Annotated in this window: 21 protein-coding genes; 14 read left to right on the top strand and 7 right to left on the bottom strand. The window is 65.4% G+C overall.

Translation table 11 applies throughout. The annotated features are described in order from the left end of the window. Positions 1 to 49: 49 nt before the first annotated feature. Positions 50 to 2,122 (bottom strand): lytic transglycosylase domain-containing protein, encoded by a 2,073-nt coding sequence (locus ACOQOU_RS15265; RefSeq protein WP_306024604.1) that lies wholly within the window; start codon positions 2,120 to 2,122, stop codon positions 50 to 52. Positions 2,123 to 2,354: 232 nt separating this feature from the next. Between ACOQOU_RS15265 and dapA the strand changes: the two genes are divergently transcribed. From dapA to ACOQOU_RS15280, 3 genes are read left to right on the top strand one after another with little or no spacing between them, the layout of a single operon-like run. Then, the gene (gene dapA / locus ACOQOU_RS15270; RefSeq protein ID WP_306024605.1) at positions 2,355 to 3,266 is read left to right on the top strand and encodes a 4-hydroxy-tetrahydrodipicolinate synthase; all 912 of its coding nucleotides are present in this window, start codon (positions 2,355 to 2,357) and stop codon (positions 3,264 to 3,266) included. 26 nt (positions 3,267 to 3,292) lie between these two features. Beyond that, on the top strand, positions 3,293 to 3,772 hold the full coding sequence (gene smpB, locus ACOQOU_RS15275; protein WP_109765822.1) for an SsrA-binding protein SmpB: 480 nt from the start codon (positions 3,293 to 3,295) through the stop codon (positions 3,770 to 3,772). A 3-nt stretch (positions 3,773 to 3,775) separates the two neighbouring features. Beyond that, a complete protein-coding gene (locus tag ACOQOU_RS15280; protein WP_306024606.1) occupies positions 3,776 to 4,342 on the top strand; it encodes a peroxiredoxin in 567 nt (188 codons plus the stop codon). On the opposite strand, the gene ACOQOU_RS15285 is transcribed toward ACOQOU_RS15280, so the two are convergent. Further along, positions 4,330 to 5,007: a uracil-DNA glycosylase gene (locus ACOQOU_RS15285; protein WP_306024607.1), complete on the bottom strand. Its 678-nt coding sequence runs from the start codon at positions 5,005 to 5,007 to the stop codon at positions 4,330 to 4,332. The genes ACOQOU_RS15280 and ACOQOU_RS15285 overlap by 13 nt on opposite strands. Then, complete coding sequence (locus tag ACOQOU_RS15290; RefSeq protein ID WP_109765824.1) at positions 5,004 to 5,594, bottom strand: NYN domain-containing protein; 591 nt, start codon at positions 5,592 to 5,594, stop codon at positions 5,004 to 5,006. Before ACOQOU_RS15290 ends, ACOQOU_RS15285 begins: the two co-directional genes overlap by 4 nt. A gap of 246 nt (positions 5,595 to 5,840) precedes the next feature. Here ACOQOU_RS15290 and rpoZ point away from each other — a divergent pair, with 246 nt between their 5' ends. The 9 genes from rpoZ (at position 5,841) to recO (ending at position 13,647) form a co-directional block, all read left to right on the top strand. Then, positions 5,841 to 6,224, top strand: a complete 384-nt coding sequence (gene rpoZ, locus ACOQOU_RS15295) for a DNA-directed RNA polymerase subunit omega (RefSeq protein WP_109765825.1) — start codon at positions 5,841 to 5,843, stop codon at positions 6,222 to 6,224. Positions 6,225 to 6,323: 99 nt separating this feature from the next. Next, a complete protein-coding gene (locus ACOQOU_RS15300) occupies positions 6,324 to 8,597 on the top strand; it encodes a RelA/SpoT family protein (protein ID WP_306024608.1) in 2,274 nt (757 codons plus the stop codon). Positions 8,598 to 8,634: 37 nt separating this feature from the next. Then, positions 8,635 to 9,213 (top strand): orotate phosphoribosyltransferase, encoded by a 579-nt coding sequence (pyrE, locus tag ACOQOU_RS15305; protein WP_306024609.1) that lies wholly within the window; start codon positions 8,635 to 8,637, stop codon positions 9,211 to 9,213. 146 nt (positions 9,214 to 9,359) lie between these two features. Beyond that, positions 9,360 to 9,983: a DUF2062 domain-containing protein gene (locus tag ACOQOU_RS15310; protein ID WP_306024610.1), complete on the top strand. Its 624-nt coding sequence runs from the start codon at positions 9,360 to 9,362 to the stop codon at positions 9,981 to 9,983. Further along, entirely contained in the window at positions 9,980 to 10,396 is a 417-nt protein-coding gene (gene acpS / locus ACOQOU_RS15315) for a holo-ACP synthase (RefSeq protein ID WP_306024611.1), read from the top strand. The genes ACOQOU_RS15310 and acpS overlap by 4 nt, the downstream gene beginning before the upstream one ends. Before the next feature lie 83 nt (positions 10,397 to 10,479). Next, positions 10,480 to 11,232, top strand: a complete 753-nt coding sequence (lepB, locus tag ACOQOU_RS15320) for a signal peptidase I (RefSeq protein ID WP_109765830.1) — start codon at positions 10,480 to 10,482, stop codon at positions 11,230 to 11,232. Positions 11,233 to 11,240: 8 nt separating this feature from the next. Further along, positions 11,241 to 11,969, top strand: a complete 729-nt coding sequence (gene rnc, locus ACOQOU_RS15325; RefSeq protein ID WP_109766128.1) for a ribonuclease III — start codon at positions 11,241 to 11,243, stop codon at positions 11,967 to 11,969. After that, positions 11,966 to 12,892, top strand: coding sequence for a GTPase Era (era, locus tag ACOQOU_RS15330; protein ID WP_109765831.1), 927 nt, complete (start codon positions 11,966 to 11,968; stop codon positions 12,890 to 12,892). The genes rnc and era overlap by 4 nt, the downstream gene beginning before the upstream one ends. A gap of 17 nt (positions 12,893 to 12,909) precedes the next feature. After that, positions 12,910 to 13,647, top strand: coding sequence for a DNA repair protein RecO (recO, locus tag ACOQOU_RS15335; protein ID WP_306024612.1), 738 nt, complete (start codon positions 12,910 to 12,912; stop codon positions 13,645 to 13,647). Here recO and ACOQOU_RS15340 read toward each other — a convergent pair whose 3' ends face one another. Beyond that, complete coding sequence (locus ACOQOU_RS15340) at positions 13,648 to 14,883, bottom strand: MFS transporter (RefSeq protein WP_306024613.1); 1,236 nt, start codon at positions 14,881 to 14,883, stop codon at positions 13,648 to 13,650. A gap of 135 nt (positions 14,884 to 15,018) precedes the next feature. Here ACOQOU_RS15340 and ACOQOU_RS15345 point away from each other — a divergent pair, with 135 nt between their 5' ends. Continuing rightward, positions 15,019 to 15,630, top strand: a complete 612-nt coding sequence (locus ACOQOU_RS15345; protein ID WP_306024614.1) for a LysE family translocator — start codon at positions 15,019 to 15,021, stop codon at positions 15,628 to 15,630. A 1-nt stretch (position 15,631) separates the two neighbouring features. Then, the gene (locus ACOQOU_RS15350; RefSeq protein ID WP_375567130.1) at positions 15,632 to 16,561 is read left to right on the top strand and encodes a DMT family transporter; all 930 of its coding nucleotides are present in this window, start codon (positions 15,632 to 15,634) and stop codon (positions 16,559 to 16,561) included. An 18-nt stretch (positions 16,562 to 16,579) separates the two neighbouring features. Here the strand turns inward: ACOQOU_RS15350 and arsH are convergent, their stop codons facing one another. From arsH to ACOQOU_RS15365, 3 genes are read right to left on the bottom strand one after another with little or no spacing between them, the layout of a single operon-like run. Next, positions 16,580 to 17,284 (bottom strand): arsenical resistance protein ArsH, encoded by a 705-nt coding sequence (gene arsH / locus ACOQOU_RS15355; protein ID WP_306024868.1) that lies wholly within the window; start codon positions 17,282 to 17,284, stop codon positions 16,580 to 16,582. A 54-nt stretch (positions 17,285 to 17,338) separates the two neighbouring features. Next, positions 17,339 to 17,833 (bottom strand): arsenate reductase ArsC, encoded by a 495-nt coding sequence (locus ACOQOU_RS15360; protein WP_306024615.1) that lies wholly within the window; start codon positions 17,831 to 17,833, stop codon positions 17,339 to 17,341. 9 nt (positions 17,834 to 17,842) lie between these two features. Continuing rightward, the gene (locus tag ACOQOU_RS15365; protein ID WP_306024616.1) at positions 17,843 to 18,175 is read right to left on the bottom strand and encodes an ArsR/SmtB family transcription factor; all 333 of its coding nucleotides are present in this window, start codon (positions 18,173 to 18,175) and stop codon (positions 17,843 to 17,845) included. Positions 18,176 to 18,301: the final 126 nt, after the last annotated feature.

Consider the following 18,301-nt stretch of genomic DNA (forward strand, 5'->3'; position numbering starts at 1 on the left):
GGTTTTGTGCGGCCGCGAAACCCGTCGCCTGAACTCCGGGTGCCCTTGGTCAGCCCGCGGTCGTCGTCAGATCATGCGCGATCGTCAGCGGCAGGTCGAAGCGCGCCTTGTAGACCGTCATGTTGGCCATGACCTTCTGCACGTAGAGGCGTGTTTCCGGGAAGGGGATCTGTTCGATCCAGTCGATCGTTTCTGCCAGCGGCAGCCCGCGCGGATCGCCGAAGCGGCCGATCCATTCGCGCGCGCGGCCCGAGCCTGCATTGTAGGCGATGAAGGTCAGAACATGCGAACCGCTGAACCGGTCGCGCTGCTCGTCCAGATACTGCGTGCCTAAAAGCGCGTTGAAGGCCGGATCGGCGGTCAGCCGCGCGGCGTTGTAGGCGAGGTCCATGCGCCCGGCCACGTCGCGCGCGGTCGAGGGCAGCAACTGCAGAAGGCCGCGCGCATTGGCGCGCGAAACCGCGTTCGTGTTGAACTCGCTCTCCTGGCGGGCGACCGCATAGACCAGCGCCCGGTCGGAAGCGGACAGAAAACCGTCGGAGGGAATGGCGTCGGCGGGATGGGTGGCCAGGCCCAGATCGTGCCCGTTCCACTGGCCGCGCTTGGCGATCCTCAGACCGATCGCGTGATGGCCCTGCTCGGCGGCATGGCGGGCGAGCGCCGCATAATGCGCCGGCGTGTCGAACCGCTCGGCCAGACCCGTATAGAGCGTTTGCAGGAAGCGCGTCTGGCCGGTTTCGGTCTGGCGCTCGATCGCCAGCAGCACCCGCGATGCGGAGAGGTCGCGCTGTGCCTCTTCGCTGGCCGGTATCGGACCGATGGCGAGCCTTTCATGACCGAGCGCCTGCGCGGCAAGCTGGCCGTAGAAGCTGGTCGGATAAAGCGCCGCGCGCTCGAAATGGGCGCGGGCCATATCCTCGTCGCCCGCCGCGCCGGCAGTCCGGCCGAGCCAGTAGGCGCCGCGCGCGCGCGATGCCGCGCCTTGCGCGATCCGTTCGATCCGCTCGAAATGCGGTCTGGCGCGCGCCGGATCGTTCAGCCCGCGCAGCGCATACCAGCCCGCATGGAAGGCGGCATCGACCTGCGTTGCCGGGCTGCCGCCGCGGTGCTCCGAGACGATTTCATAGGCCTGCTCGACGGCGCCGGCCTCGCGCAGAGAGCGCGACACGATGCGCCGCTCGTTCCACCAGGCATCGGGATTGGTCAGCGCATCGGGATCGGACGGAACCTCGGCCAAGAGCTCTCCGGCTTCCTCCATCCTGTTGGTGCGGCGCAGATGCTCGATGCGCATGTAAAGGCCGGCTTCCGTGTCCAGCAACGCGTCGGGCACATCCGCGATCAGCGCCTCGGCGCCCGGCGCCTCGCGGATCACCGCCGCCCAGGCCTCGTGCAGCCTGTCCATGCCGGCGGCGTCGGCGACGCGCGCGCCGGCGCGAATGCGCTCACGCACCATCATGGCGACATAGCGCGCGCGGTGATCGGCCTGCGTCAGCACACCGTCGAACAGGTCCACAACCTCGCGCTCGATCGACGAAGACAGCACCATGGTCCGCCAATAGGGGACGATCAGATCGCGCGCCTTCGTCTCGCCGCCGGTCCGCAGATGACCCTTGGCCAGCGCATAGGCGGCCTCGAACGTCTCGGGCGGCCTGGCATCGAATGCGGTGCGCAGCTTGATGTTGCCCAGCCACCCGCGCGCCAGCGCCCGCTCATGGTTGCGCGCCAGAAGCTCCTGGCCGGGCCAGTCGTCGAGCCCGCGCATGGCCTTGGCGATCGGGCCGGCGCCAACGGCACGGTCGCCCGATGCGGCCAGGGTCCAGTCGACCAGATCGCGATCGACGGAACCGGCCAGCATCGCGTCGCGCAGGGATTTGGCATCCGCAATGCGGCCCTCGCTGATCGCGGTCAGCGCTTCTCCGAGACGCGCGATCTGCGCATTGTGCTCGGCATTGTCGGCGGCGGGAACGCTGGCGGTGACGATCGGATCGATGCCGCCCGACACCGATGCCTGTTCGGCCAATCGGGTCGGCTGGGTGCCGACCAGCGTCAGCGCGCCGAAACCGGCAAGCGTGACAATGCCCAGGCTCGCCAAACCGGCCATCAGTTTGTGGTTCAGTTCCATCGCGCCCTTGTTGCCGGAGGTCGTGGCAGCATTGCGACGAGGCTCGCCCCGTGCGGTAAACTGATGGTTAACGGGGCGTAAAAGTTGATCGCCTGTAACATGGCAAGGACTGCTTGCCCGTCGCTCGCCCGGGCCTTATGGTGCGGCCCAACCTGAAGCGGGCCCGCTGCGCGACACGCCGTCGCGCGGCTTTTGTTTGTGCCCGCGACCATGAATGTTTGGAGATGTGGCCATGACCGACCGGCCCATGATCGAACGCAGCCGCCTGCGCGGCTCGATGACCGCGCTTGTGACGCCCTTCGACGCCACCGGCGCCCTCGACGAAGCGGCGTTTCGCGCGCTGGTCGACTGGCAGATAGAGGAGGGAACGAAGGGCTTGGTCCCGGTCGGCACGACCGGCGAATCGCCGACGCTGAGCCATGATGAGCACAAGCGCGTGGTCGAGATCTGCACCGAGCAGGCTGCCGGCCGGGCCGCCGTGATCGCAGGCGCGGGGTCCAACAACACGGTCGAGGCGGTCGATTTCGCCCAGCATGCCGAGCAGGCCGGGGCGGACGCGGTCCTCTGCGTGACCCCCTACTACAACAAGCCCAACCAGCGCGGCCTTTATCAGCACTTCGCCGCCATCGCACAGGCGGTCGATGTCCCGATCATCATCTACAACATCCCGCCGCGCTCGGTGATCGACATGACGCCGCGGACCATGGCGCAACTGGCCGCCGATTTCCCCAACATCTGGGGCGTCAAGGATGCCACGGCAAAGCTCGACCGGGTTTCGGAGCAGCGCATGGCGTGCGGCACCGACTTCATCCAGCTTTCCGGCGAGGATGCGACGGCGCTCGGCTTCAACGCCCAGGGCGGCGTCGGCTGCATCTCGGTCACCGCCAATGTGGCGCCGCGCCTGTGCGCCGAATTCCAGGAGGCAATGCTGGCGGGCGACTATGCCGCCGCACTGGACTATCAGGACCGTTTGATGCCGCTTCACAAGGCGCTGTTCGTCGAGGCCGGCGTGTCCGGCGCCAAATACGCGCTGTCCAAGCTTGGCCGCATGCACAATGCGCTGCGTTCGCCCATGGTGCCGGTCGAGGCCGCCAGCGCGGCGTTGATCGACGACGCCATGCGCCATGCCGGCCTCTTGAACTGAGCCGGGCTTCCGCCCAACTCGCAATCATGGCCGTAACCAAGAAAGAAAACACCGCCCGCAAGCTCGTGGCGGAAAACCGCAAGGCGCGCTTCAACTACGAAATCCAGGACGTGGTCGAGGCGGGCCTGATGCTGCGCGGCACCGAGGTCAAGTCGCTGCGCAATGGCGAGGCGAACATTGCCGAAAGCTATGCCAGCTTCGAAGACGGCGAGATGTGGCTGATCAACAGCCACATTCCCGAATATCTGGAGGCGAACCGCTTCAACCACGATCCGCGCCGCCGGCGAAAGCTGCTGCTGAACAAGCGCGAGATCGCCAGGATGGTCAATGCCACCGACCGCGAGGGCATGACGATCGTGCCGCTCAGGCTCTATTTCAACGATCGCGGCCGCGCCAAGCTGGAACTGGCCGTCGCGCGCGGCAAGAAGCTACACGACAAGCGCGAGACCGAAAAGAAGCGCGACTGGAACCGCGAAAAGGCAAGATTGCTGCGGGAGAAGGGGTAGGCGATGGTAAAAGATCCCAATGTGCTGCCCGATGGACTGCCGGTTCCCGAGGACGATGGCGCGGCGGGCCATCTGGCCGGAATGCGGCTGCCCGATATCCGCCTTGCCTCGACGGCCGGCGATCGCGTCGATCTTGCAGCGCTCAACGGCACGGCCGTGCTCTATCTCTATCCCATGACGGGACGGCCTGGCGTGGCTCTGCCGGACGGCTGGGACGGGATTGCGGGCGCGCGCGGCTGCACGCCGCAATCGTGCGCGTTCCGCGATCACTTTTCGGACCTTCAGGCGCTCGGCGTCGATCATCTGTTCGGCATCTCGGCCCAGAACACCGATTATCAGCGCGAGGCGAAAGACCGGTTGCACCTGCCGTTCGACCTTTTGAGCGACGCGGCGGGCGCCTTGCGCGATGCGCTGGACCTGCCGGTCTTCGAGGTCGAAGGCATGGTGCTGCTCAAGCGCATGGCGATCATCGCAAGGGAAGGGGTGATCGAAAACGTCCTCTATCCCGTCTTCCCGCCCGACCGGAACGCTGCCGACGTGATCGACTGGCTGTCCGCTCAGCGGCCCTGAACCATGCCCGCAACGTCGGCGATCACCGCGTCGAACATCGCCTCGGTCAGCCGGCCCGTGTTCATGTTGTAGCGCGAGCAATGATAGCTCGAGACGATGGTCAGACCATTGAGTGCGGTTTGCGCGCCATGGCCGAACGGGTGCGCCGAAACCCTGCCGCCCAAGGCGCGGATGCAAGCGTCATGGGCGATCTTGCCGAGCGTCAGAACGGCTTGCAGCTTGGCGAAACGCGCAAGCGTCGGCTCCAGATAGGCGCGGCAAGCATTGATCTCGGCGGCCACCGGCCGGTTTTCCGGCGGCACGCAGCGCACGGCGTTGGTGATCGCGGTGCCGATCAGATCGACACCCTCGCCGGCGGAACCCGGCCTGTGCCCGCGCGCCAGACCGTGCCGATCAAGGCCGGCGAACAGGGCCTCTCCCGACGCATCCCCGGTGAAGGGCCGGCCGGTCCGGTTGGCGCCGCGCGCGCCCGGCGCAAGCCCGACGATGAGGAGGCGGACGGCGTTTTCGCCTTGCGGCGGCAGCCAGGTGGGCACCGGGCCGTTGTGCCAGTCGGGCTCCTTTGTCCGCCAGGCGGCGATGTGGCCGGAAAGGCGCGGACACAGCACGCAGTCATGGGGCGGGTCGACCGCCGGCGGCGCCGTCACCACCAGAGGCCCGGTCAATCGTCCTCATGCTCGTAATCATCGTCCTGGCCGGCCGGCTGGCGGGGGGCGGACCGCTCGGATGGCGCGCGGCCGATCTCCGCTTCGAGCGTCTTCAGATCGATGAAATGGTCGGCATTGCGGCGCAAATCGTCGGCGATCATCGGCTGCGGCGAGGCCATGGTCGAGACCACCGACACCTTGCAGCCATTGCGCTGCAGCGCGTCGACCAGAACGCGGAAGTCGCCATCGCCCGAAAACAGCACCGCATGGTCGATCGAGCGCGACAGTTCCATCGCATCGATGGTCAGTTCGATATCCATGTTGCCCTTGATCTTGCGGCGTCCGCTGGAATCGGTGAACTCCTTGGCCGGCTTAGTGATCACCTTGTAGCCATTATAATCGAGCCAGTCGATCAGCGGCCGGATCGATGAATATTCCTGATCCTCGATCAGGGCGGTGTAGTAATAGGCGCGCATCAGGTAGCCGCGCTTCTGGAAGTGTTCGAGCATCTTGCGGTAGTCGATGTCAAAGCCAAGTGCCTTGGCGGCCGCGTAAAGGTTGGCGCCATCGATGAACAGGGCGATCTTCTCGCGTTGGTCGAACATGGTCGTTCCTTCTCAAATCGCTGACAGTATGTCCGCGGTTTTTCACGCGCGTGGGGCGAAATCAAGATGTTGTGATGACGCTACGTCAATTCAACGCCGGGAATCCCGAATTCGGGTCGGCATGCCGTTTGGAAGGCCGGGTTTTCGCCGCATTGTTGTGGCCGTTGCCGTGCTTGCCTTGCATCGGGACGCGGTGTATATCCCAGCCAACTCCTCCATGCCCGCAAATACCGCGAAGGAACGCCCATGGCCCGCGTGACCGTCGAAGATTGCATCGACAAAGTAGACAACCGTTTCGACCTCGTCCTTCTTGCCGCTCACCGCGCGCGGCAGGTCTCTCAGGGCGCGCCGATCACGGTCGACCGCGACAATGACAAGAACCCCGTCGTCGCGCTGCGCGAAATCGCCGACCAGACGCTGTCGCCCGGCGATCTCGAAGAAGACTTGATCCATTCGCTGCAAAAGCATGTCGAGGTGGACGAGCCGGAAGCCGAAATTGCCGATGTGGCCGAAACGGCCGATGCGCCGGATGCGCCCGAACAGATCACCTTCGGCGGCGGCGCGATGAGCGAAGAAGAGCTTCTGGCCGGCATCGAGGGTCTTGTCCCGCCGGAAAAGTCCGACGATTGATTACCGGCGATGCCGCCTTTCGCGGCAGCCGTTTGAATGCCTATATTGAGCGCGTGGACGATGTCGTCTGCGCGCTTTTTTCCGTGAGGTCGCCGGCCGATGATGCGGCAATATGAGCTTGTCGAGCGCGTTCAGCGCTACAAGCCGCAGGTCAACGAGGCCCTTCTGAACAAGGCCTATGTCTACGCCATGAAGAAGCATGGCGGGCAGACGCGCGCCTCGGGCGACCCCTATTTCTCGCATCCGCTGGAAGTCGCCGCGATCCTGACCGACATGCACATGGACGAATCGACCATCGCCGTCGCTCTCCTGCACGACACGATCGAGGACACTTCGGCCACCAAGGTCGAGATCGAGGAACTGTTCGGCGAGGACACGGCGCGCCTCGTCGAGGGGCTGACAAAGCTCAAGCGGCTCGATCTGGTTTCAAAGAAGGCTGCCCAGGCGGAAAACCTGCGCAAGCTGCTGCTCGCCATCTCCGAAGATGTGCGCGTCCTTCTGGTCAAGCTCGCCGACCGGCTGCACAATATGCGCACGCTCGACTTCATGCGCGAAGACAAGCGGGCGCGCATCGCCGAGGAGACGATGGATATCTATGCGCCGCTGGCCGGCCGCATGGGCATGCAGGACATGCGCGACGAGCTTGAGGAACTGGCCTTCAAGCACATAAATCCCGAAGCCTATGGCACCGTCTCCGACCGGCTGGCGCAGATCGCCAACCGCCATGCGGGCATGCTCGACGAGATCACCGCAACGCTGCGCGGCCTTCTCGCCGACAACGGTATCCATGCCGATGTCGCAAGCCGTCGCAAGAAGGCCTGGTCCGTCTTCAAGAAGATGGAGAGCAAGGGCCTGTCCTTCGAGCAGCTCTCGGACATTTTCGGCTTCCGCATCATCGTCGGCTCGGTCGATGAGTGCTACCGGGCGCTCGGGGTGGTGCACCGCGAATGGAAAATGGTGCCCGGCCGCTTCAAGGACTACATCTCCACCCCCAAGCAGAACGATTACCGGTCGATCCACACCACCATCGTCGGCCCGTCCAACCAGCGCGTCGAACTTCAGATCCGCACCTGGCACATGCACGAGGTGGCCGAGTATGGCGTCGCGGCCCATGCGATCTACAAGGATCAGGGCGCTGCGTCGGGCGGCGAGGGCAAGCCCAACGGGAAGGGCGGCGGTGCGGCGGCCTTCAAGGACACAAACGCCTATGCCTGGCTGCGCCGTACGATCGAATCGCTGTCGGAGGGTGACCACCCCGAGCAGTTCCTCGAACACACCAAGCTCGAACTGTTCCAGGACCAGGTCTTCTGCTTCACGCCGAAAGGCCGCCTGATCGCGCTGCCGCGCGGGGCGATTCCCGTCGACTTTGCCTATGCGGTACACACCGATGTCGGCGACAGCTGCGTCGGCGCCAAGATCAACGGCCGCATCATGCCGCTGGTCACGCGACTGCAAAATGGCGACGAAGTGGAGATCATCCGCTCCGGCTCGGCTTCGCCGCCCGCAGCCTGGGAAGCGATGGTCAAGACAGGCAAGGCGCGCGCGGCGATCCGGCGGGCGACCCGCGCCGCGGTGCGCAAGCAATATTCGGGCCTTGGCCACCGCATTCTCGAACGGGCGTTCGAGCGCGCCGGCCGGCCGTTCTCGCGCGACATTCTCAACGATGGCCTGGGCCGGCTGGCCCACACCGATGTCGAGGATGTTCTGGCCGCCGTCGGCCGCGGCGAACTGGCATCCGCCCACGTCATCAAGGCCGTGTTCCCCGACTTTCAGGAAGAGAAGCTGTCGGCGCCGGCGAGCGCCGAACTTCTTGGCGAGGGCTGGTTCAATCTCACCGACGCATCCGGGATGATGTTCCGGTTCCCCGACGGCGAAGCGCCCGCCGCCGGCGCCAGAAGCGATGCCGAGCCCCGCGAGCCGGACCGGACGCTGCCGATCCGTGGTGCCGCCGGCGATCTTCCGGTGCGCTTTTCGCCCGAGGGCGCGGTGCCCGGCGACCGTATCGTTGGCATCGCCACACCCGGCAAGGGCATCACCATCTATCCCATCCAGTCGCCGGCGCTTGCCGCCTATGACGACCAGCCGGACCGCTGGGTCGATGTCCGCTGGGACATTGACGAAGCCAACCGGACCCGGTTTCCGGCGCAGATCATCGTCACCGCGATCAACGCGCCCGGCTCGCTGGCCGAGATCGCCCAGGTCATTGCCCGGAACGACGCCAACATCCACACGCTTGCCATGGTGCGCACGGCACCGGATTTCACCGAGATGATCTTCGATCTGGAGGTGTGGGACATCCGCCACCTGACCCGCCTTCTGGGCCAGTTGCGCGAGTCCGAAGCGGTCTCGACCGCCGACCGGGTAAACGGGTAGAAGGGCCAGCGGCGGCAAGCGGGAATCAAAAGAGCACATGAACACCGACGAAGTCCTGTCCATCTTCAAGTCCGCCGGGGCGGTGCTGGAAGGCCATTTCATCCTGACGTCGGGCCTTCATAGCCCGGTTTTCCTCCAGAAGGCCCGCGTCTTCATGCATCCCGACAAGACCGAGATGCTGTGCAGGGCGCTGGCCGAACGCGTGCGTGACGCCGTCGGCGAGCCGGTCGACTATTGCGTCGGGCCGGCAATCGGCGGGCTGATCCCGGCCTATGAGACCGCGCGCCATCTGGGGGCGCCGGCCATCTGGGTCGAGCGCGAGGATGGAAAATTCCGCCTGCGCCGTTTCGAAGTCGAAAAGGGCGCCCGCGTGGTGATCATCGAGGACATTGTGACCACCGGCCTGTCCATCCGCGAGACGGTGGACTGCATGAGGGCGCTCGGCGCCGAGGTGGTTGCGGCTGCCTGCCTGATCGACCGGTCGGCGGGCAAGGCCGACATCGGCGTGCCGCTGATCGCGCTGGCCGAATATGAGGTGCCTGCCTACCCGGCCGATGCGCTGCCGCCCGAACTGGCCGCACTGCCCACCGTCAAGCCGGGCAGCCGGTCGCTTTGATCGTCCGCCGCTTCGGCTCCTTTTGCCGTCACGCTTGAAGCGACCGGCTTGCGGGCGTATCTGATTAAATTGCCCGTTTCGTAACCGGTTCGGGCCTATCATGTCGCAAGGCGCATGGCGCCGCACATGAATGACGGAAACCAGCAATGCTGTTCAAACGCCGCCAGCAAGAAGATCGATTGACGCGCCTGCGCGTCTCGGTGCTGCCGCGGCGCAACTATGCCCGCTCGACCCGTTACTTCGCCAAGCGGGTGCTGCGCATTCGCGCCACGCCCCATGCGATTGCCGCCGGTGTTGCGGCGGGCGCCTTCGCCTCCTTCACGCCGTTGATGGGCTTTCATTTCATCCTGTCCTTCCTCATCGCGTTTCTGGTGCGCGGCTCGATGATCGCCGCCGCCTTCGGCACGGCCGTCGGCAATCCGCTCACCTTTCCGATGATCTGGGCATCGACGCTTGGGCTCGGCCGCTGGATGCTCGGCATCGACGCCAACGGCGCCGACGGCAAGGAGTTCGGCGCGGCTTTTGCCGCAGAGGGCTTTGCCGCCCTCTGGCAGCCCTTCATCAAGCCGATGCTGGTCGGCGGCATTCCGCTCGGCCTCGTCGCCGGTCTTGTTTTCTATCTCTTGACCCGCTTCGGCCTGACGGCGTTCCAGACCCGCCGTGCCGCACGCAAGGCGCAAAAGGCGATCGCCCGGCAGGAAGCGCTGGCCGCCGCGCAATCGCAATGCGAGGCCACCAATGCCCGCGCCGGCGAGCAAGTCCATTCATGATCATCGGGCTTGGCAGCGATCTGATCGACATTCGTCGCGTCGAAAGGACGCTCGAGCGCCATGGCGAGCGCTTCATTGCCCGCGTCTTCACCGATATCGAGCGCCAGCGATCGGAGCGCCGGCGAATGCGGGCCGCCTCCTATGCCAAGCGCTTCGCCGCCAAGGAAGCCTGCGCCAAGGCGCTCGGCACCGGCATTGCGCGCGGCGTCTACTGGCGGGACATGGGCGTGGTGAACCTGCCCAGCGGCAAGCCGACGATGCAGCTGACCAACGGCGCGCATGCGCAGCTCCGAATGCTGCTGCCGCAAGGCCATGAAGCAGCCATACATCTGACGATAACCGACGATTATCCGCTGGCGCAGGCATTCGTCGTCATCGAGGCCGTGCGGCTGCCGGGCGGAGTGCCATCGTGATTGCCGCGCCACGCGCGAAACGCTAAGACCCGCAAAATCCGTTTGTCGCCGTCCGGCGCACACCGATCATCAAGAGCAGGACCATGACCGTGGCAGAAAAGACCGAGAAGAAATCCGGCGGCATCGGCGAGGTGGTTTCGGTGATCGTGCAGGCGCTGATCCTCGCCCTGATCATCCGCACGATCCTGTTCCAGCCCTTTTCCATCCCCTCCGGATCGATGCGCCCGACCCTGTTGGAGGGCGATTATCTGTTCGTCTCCAAGTTCGCCTATGGCTATTCGCGCTATTCGCTGCCGTTTGGACCGGATCTGTTCGAGGGCCGCATTTGGGAAGGCGAACCCGAGCGTGGCGATGTCGCGGTCTTCAAGCTGCCCTCCAATCCGCGCCTCGACTATATCAAGCGGGTGATCGGCCTGCCGGGCGACACGGTGCAGATGCGCGACGGCGCACTGTTCCTCAATGGCGAGCCCGTCGAGCGCGAGGCGATCGGCACCATCGACGATGTCGACATCACCGAACAGCAGCGGCCGGTGCGGGTCTATCGCGAGACGCTGCCAAACGGCGTCAGCTACCGCACGCTTGACGTCACCGAGGGCACGGTCGGCGACGATACGCGCGAATTCGTCGTTCCCGAGGGACACTATTTCGTGCTGGGCGACAACCGAGACAACTCCGCCGACAGCCGTTTCAATGTCGGTTTCGTGCCGGCGGAAAACCTCGTCGGCCGGGCCAACATCATCTTCTTCTCGATCGCCGGCGGCGCCTCGCCGCTGGAAGTCTGGCGCTGGCCGGCGGAATTGCGGCTCGACCGCTTCTTCGCATCGGCGGCGCGATGAGCGGGGCGATGCGCGCGTCTGCAGCGCCGGTTTCGGCCGAGGCGCTGGCGCATCTGCGGACGGTGACCGGTCATGATTTTGCCGATCTGGAGCGTCTTGACCGGGCGCTGACCCATTCGAGTGCCCGCGGGCGCACCGGCCGCGACTATGAGCGGCTCGAATTCCTTGGCGACCGCGTGCTCGGCCTTTGCGTCGCCGAAATGCTGTTTGGCGAGTTCGACGACGCCGACGAGGGCGAACTGTCGGTGCGTCTGAACGCGCTGGTCAATGCCGATACGCTCGCCTCGGTCGCCGACGAACTGGCCCTGACACCGCTGATCCGCACCGGAGCCGACATGGGCAATGTGGGTTCGGCGCGGCTCAAAAGCGTCCGCGCCGACGTCGTCGAATCGCTGATCGCCACCATCTACCTCGATGGCGGGCTCGATGCGGCGCGTGCTTTCGTGCAGCGCTGCTGGGCGCAGCGCGCGCGCCATGTCATGGCGGCCAGGCGCGATGCCAAGACCGAACTGCAGGAATGGGCCCACAAGGCGTTTGCCGAAACCCCGCAATACCGCGTTCTCGAACGGACTGGCCCCGACCACGCGCCGTCGTTCAGTGTCGAGGTTCGCGTCGCCACCCTGCCGCCGGAACGCGCGAGTGGCCCTTCCAAGCGCCAGGCCGAACAAAGTGCGGCGACCGCCATGCTCGTCCGCGAGGGGATCTGGCCGGCCGAGAACGGGGGGCAGGCGTCATGAGCGAGCAAGATCAGATCACCGGCATGCCGAAGGACACAAGCGCCGGTTTCGTCGCCCTGATCGGCGCGCCCAATGCCGGCAAATCGACGCTCGTCAACCGGCTTGTCGGCGCCAAGGTGTCGATCGTGTCGCGCAAGGTGCAGACGACGCGCGCGCCGGTACGCGGCGTTGCGATCGAGGGCGCAAGCCAGATCGTCTTCGTCGATACGCCCGGCATCTTCGCGCCCAAACGCCGACTCGACCGCGCTATGGTCCGCGCGGCCTGGTCCGGCGCGCACGATGCCGATCTGGCGCTCGTCCTGATCGATGCGCGCAAGGGCATCCGCGAGGACGAAGAGGCGATTCTTGCAACGTTGCCCGATGTGAAGACGCCCAAATGGCTGATCCTCAACAAGGTCGACACGATCGATCCGCCCAAGCTGCTGGAACTGACGGAAACGCTCAACGAGCGTGCCGGCTTCGACCAGACCTTCATGATCTCCGCGCTGAACGGTTCGGGCTGCGCCGACCTGCTCGCCGCACTGGCCGAAGCGATGCCGGAAGGACCCTGGCTCTACCCCGAGGACCAGCTTTCGGACCTGCCGATGCGCATGCTCGCCGCCGAGATCACCCGTGAAAAGCTCTATGAGCGGCTGCATCAGGAACTGCCCTACGCATCGACCGTCGAGACCGAGAAATGGGAAGACCGCAAGGACGGCTCGGTTCGCATCGAGCAAGTCGTCTATGTCGAGCGCGACAGCCAGAAGAAGATCGTGCTGGGAAAGGGCGGCGAGACCATCAAGGCGATCTCGATGGCCGCGCGAAAGGAAATCGCCGAGCTGATCGGCCAGCCGGTGCATTTGTTCCTGTTCGTCAAGGTGCGCGAGCGCTGGGGCGACGATCCCGAACGCTATCGCGAGATGGGACTGGACTTTCACGACTAACGACGCATTGTCGGCCCATGGAATGGCGCGACGAGGGCATCATCATCGGTACGCGCAGGCATGGCGAGACCAGCCTGATCGTCGAACTGATGACGCGCGACCACGGCCGCCATCTCGGCCTTGTCCGGGGCGGGCGCTCGCGCAAGAGCCAGCCGGTGCTGCAGCCGGGAAACCGGGTGGAGGCGGTCTGGCGCGCCCGGCTCGACGAGCATCTGGGCACCTATGCGATCGAGCCTTTGGCGCTGCATGCGGCACGCCTGATGGAAAGCGCCTGCGCGATTGCCGGCATCCAGCTTCTGGGCGCCCATTTGCGGCTGCTGCCCGAACGCGATCCCCATGGCGGGCTCTATGAGGCGACCTGCGTTCTCGCCGACCATCTGACCGAACCTGCGCTCGCCGGCCCGCTGATGGTGCGGTTCGAACTGCGGCTGCTCGAGGAACTCGGCTTCGGGCTGACGCTCGACCGTTGCGCCGGATCGGGCGCGACCCACGATCTGGCCTATGTCTCGCCGAAAAGCGGCCAGGCGGTAAACCGGCAGACCGGCGCGCCATGGGCGGAGAAGATGCTGCCGCTGCCATCGTTCCTGACCGCGCGGGAAGGGCGCCAATGCCCGCCCGGGGATCTGGACGATGCGTTCCGCATGACCGGCTATTTTCTGGACCGCGACATCTGGGCCGCGCGCGGCATCGCGCCGCCGGAAAGCCGCACGGGGTTCATTCGTGCCGCACGCAAGGCACTGGCCGAAGCGGCCTGATCACTCGGCGGGTTGGGCCAGCGGGCGATCCACCGCACTTTCCTTGATCGGCCAGTGGACGATGGCCGCGAACAGGCCGAGCGCGACGCCCAGCCACCAGACCGGGTCGTAGGAGCCGAACCGCTCGAACAGGTAGCCGCCCATCCAGACGCCCAGGAACGAGCCGACCTGGTGCGACAGGAAGACGATGCCGCCGAGCATGCCGAGATATTTCGTGCCGAACATGATCGCCACCAGCGCGTTGGTCGGCGGCACGGTCGACAGCCACAAAAGGCCCATGATCACCGAGAAGACGACCACCGACGTGCCCGTTTGCGGCAACAGCAGGAATGCGGTCACGGCGATCGACCGGGCGATATAGATCAGCGCCAGGAAGATCGGTTTGGAGTACTTCTGGCCGATGATGCCCGAGGCCAGCGAGCCGATGATGTTGAAAAAGCCGATGGCGGCGATGCCGATCACCGCATAGCGCGCATCGATGCCGATGTCGGCGATATAGGCGGGAAAATGCGCGGTGATGAAAGCGACCTGAAAGCCGCAGACGAAGAAGCCGGCGGTCAGAAGCAGATAGCTCGAATGGCCGAACGCCTCGCGCAGCGCCGCGCCGATCGACTGGTCGATCTCGGCTTGGCTTGTCCGGCCCGAAGCGGAATTGCCGCGCAGCGGAATGGCGAGCACCGGAACGAGCAGCATCAGTGCTGACATGATCAGCAGCGAATCCTGCCAGCCGAACGCATCGATCAGCGTCTGGCTGATCGGCGCAAACAGGAACATGCCCGCCGAGCCCGCGGCCGTGCCCATGCCGAAGGCGAAAGAGCGCTGCTCGGCGGTGACGTTACGGGCGAACGCCGCCAGAACGATGCCGAACGAGCCCGCCGCGATGCCCATGCCGACGAGTACGCCGCCGCCCATATGCAGGTACCAGAGCGAATCGGGCGTTGCCATCAGGAACAGGCCGGTCGCATACATCAGGCCGGAGAGGGCGAGCACGCGCCATGTGCCGAACCGGTCGGCGATGGCGCCGAAGAAGGGCTGGCCGAGCCCCCACATCAGGTTCTGGATCGCCATGGCAAGGCCAAAATCGGTGCGCGTCCAGCCGGTGTCGGCGAGCATCGGGATCTGGAAGAAACCCATCGCCGAACGCGGGCCGAACGTCAGCGCGGCGATCAGACAGCCGCTCGCGATGATCAGCCAGGGATAGTCCGAGCGTGTGTCCGTCGTGGCTTGTGCTGACATGGATCGATCTCCCGAAACGGCTCGAACAGTACGCTCGGCCAGATTGCAATCCAAACCAATTTTTCTGTCGCGTCAGTGAAGTCCTGCTGAACCGAAAGGCTGGCGATGCCGGCCGAACCGACATAGTGTGCCGCCATGACCGCCGAATTTCTCATCACCTCGATCATCGTCGTCCTGCTGCCCGGAACCGGTGTCCTTTACACGCTGGCCATCGGGCTGGGGCAGGGCGCCCGCGCCTCCGTCTTCGCCGCCATCGGATGCACGCTCGGCATCGTGCCGCACATCATGGCGTCGATCGTCGGTCTCGCGGCCATCCTGCACGCCAGCGCGCTGGCGTTTCAGGCGATAAAATATCTCGGCGTGATCTACCTGTTCTACATGGCGTGGACGATCCTGCGTTCGGGCGGCGCGCTGGACGTGGGCGAAGAGCGCCGGCGCCTGGCGCCGCGCAAGATCGTCACCAGCGGCATCGCGCTGAACGTGCTCAATCCGAAGCTGTCGCTGTTCTTTCTCGCCTTCCTGCCGCAATTCGTGCCGGCGACGGCGACCCATCCGACGCTTCTGATGCTCGGCCTGGCGCTCGTCTTCATGGCGCTGACCTTTATCGTCTTTGTCGGCTATGGCGCGTTCGCGGCGCTGGCACGCGATCAGGTGGTGAACCGTCCGGCCGTCATGCGCTGGATGAAGCGCTCGTTTGCCGCCGCCTTTGCCGCCCTCGGCCTGCGTCTGGCGTTCGCCGAACGCTGACATGGGTAACCCGGCCAGTACAGACCGGGCGGAGCCGCCGCCCGCTTCCGCTCGCGCAAACACCGACCCGCGCCGCGGCCGGATGGTCGCGCTGGGTGCCATGGTCGCAGCAAGTGCCCTGATTGCCGCCACCACGCTGATCGCCAAGGCGCTCGGATTGGGGGCCGGCGGCGAAGCGTTGCACCCGCTGCAGATCAGCGCCGGCCGATTCGCCTTCGCGCTGATCACGCTGTCGTTTTTCGCGCTCTGGCTCCGGCCGGATTTCGCCGGCGCGCGATGGTCGCTCCATGTCGGCAGGTCGGTTTGCGGCTGGGCAGGCGTGACGCTGATGTTCGCTGCCGCCGCGCGCATCCCGCTTGCCGACGCCACCGCGATCAGCTTTCTCAGCCCGCTCGTCACAATGGGCCTGGCCATCGCCTTTCTTGGCGAGCGGATCGGCCGCTGGCGCTGGACGGCGGCGGCGATTTCCGTGTGCGGCGCGATCGTGCTGCTCAGGCCCGGCACGGACGCCTTTCACTTGGCGGCCCTTCTGGCGCTTGGCGCGGCCTTGCTGATGGGCGCCGAAGCCGTCTTCATCAAGCGGCTCAGCGACACCGAACCGCCGCTGCGCATCCTGATCATCAACAATCTGATCGGCACGATGATCGCCGGCACGGCTGCGGCGGCGGTCTGGACCGGCGTCTCTGCGCAGCAATGGCTGCTCCTCGCCATGTTGGGCATCGCGATGGTCAGCGCCCAGGCGCTCTTCATCCAGGCGCTCCGCCGGACCGATGCCAGCTTCGCCGTCCCGCTGTTCTACCTCACGCTGGTGTTCGCGGCGGCCTATGACTTCGCCCTGTTCGGCCAGGGTCTGGCCACTGCAACCGTGATCGGCGCCACGCTGATCGTCGCCGGCGCGGTCGTCATCTCGGTGCGCGGCGACCGGCAGTGAAGCTGCGCCGCCAAGACGTCAGATCTTCGGCAGGCTGACGCGCTTGTGCACCTGCTCGACGCTTTCGACGCGCTCCGAATAGCGATCGGTCAGATAGGCGGAGCGGTCGCGCGTCAGAAGCGTGAACTTCACCAACTCCTCCATCACGTCGACGACACGATTGTAGAAGGCTGACGGCTTCATGCGCCCGTCGTCGTCGAATTCCTGCCAGGCTTTTGCGACCGAGGACTGGTTGGGGATCGTGATCATCCGCATCCAGCGGCCCAGGATCCGCATCTGGTTGACCGCGTTGAAGCTCTGCGATCCGCCGCAGACCTGCATGACGGCCAGTGTGCGACCCTGCGTCGGCCTGATGCCGCCGATCGGCGACAGCGGCAGCCAGTCGATCTGCGTCTTCATAACGCCGCTCATCGCGCCGTGCCGCTCGGGCGAGCACCACACGTGCGCCTCCGACCACAGCGACAGTTGCCGCAACTCCTCGACCTTGGGGTGATCGGCGGAAACATCGTCGACCAGCGGCAGGCCGGACGGGTCAAACACGCGCACCTCGGCGCCCAACCGGTCCAGAATCCGGGCCGCTTCATAGGTCAAAAAGCGCGAAAATGACCGCTCACGCAGCGATCCGTACAACATCAGCACACGCGGCCTGTGCAGCGATGGCGCCATATTGTGGATCGCGTGGAAATCGATCTCGCCGAGTTCGCCGTCGTCGAGATTCGGCATGGAAGGATCGTCGCGCCAGGGGGCGCCATGGTCTTTGGTCATGATGGGCTTTCGTCAGGCCTTGCCGATATCGTCCAATCGCTTCTGCAGCGCCAGCCGGTCGAGGCCGGCGATCGGCAGGCTGGTGAAGACCGAGATACGGCCTTCCAGCATCCGATAAGTGTCGGAGAAGGCAAAATGCCTTTCGGCGTCGGTACCTTCGGCAGCCGCCGGGTCCGGCACGCCCCAATGGGCGCTCATCGGCTGGCCGGGCCAGACCGGGCAGGTCTCCGCGGCCGCCGAATCACACACGGTGAAGACGAAATCCATCTGCGGCGCGCCTGGCTCGGCGAACTCTTCCCAGTTCTTCGAGCGCGCGAAATCGGTGTTGTAATTCAGCGTCTTGAGGAGATCGAGCGTGTAGGGGTGAACCTCGCCCTTGGGTTGGGAACCGGCCGAAAACCCCTTGAACCGGCCTTGGCCGACCCGGTTCATGATGGCCTCGGCGATGATCGACCGGGCGGAGTTGCCGGTGCACAGGAACAGGACATTGAAGGTCTTGTCGGTCATGGCGTGTCCTCAGCAGGCACAAGCGATTTCATCGAGCAGCGGTTGGCACAGCTGCGGGTTGCCGCCGCAACAATCCTCCATCAGGAACCCCAGAAGGCCGCGCATGCCGTCAAAGTCGGCAAAATAGGTGACCGAGCGGCCGTCGCGCTTCGATCGCACCAGCCCCGCGCGGCTCAGAACGGCCAGATTGGCGCTCATCGTGTTCTGCCTGACGGCCAGACGGTCGCCGATGTCGCCAGCGGCCATACCGTCCGCGCCCTGCTTGACGAGCAGGCGGAAGACGTCGAGCCGGGTTTCATGAGCCAGGGCCGCGAGCGCCTCGATCGATCGATGCTTGTCCATATATCGAAAATTCATGATATTTCGATGAATGTCAACCGCCCGTTCCGGATGTCCAATTGCGTTGACGGTGCATGTTGTCCTAGAACCGCGCGGCGCCCACATGAAGGGCATGTCTTTTCTTATCGG

Origin of the sequence: Oceaniradius stylonematis, assembly GCF_965223445.1 — a bacterium.
GTDB lineage: Bacteria > Pseudomonadota > Alphaproteobacteria > Rhizobiales > Rhizobiaceae > Roseitalea > Roseitalea stylonematis.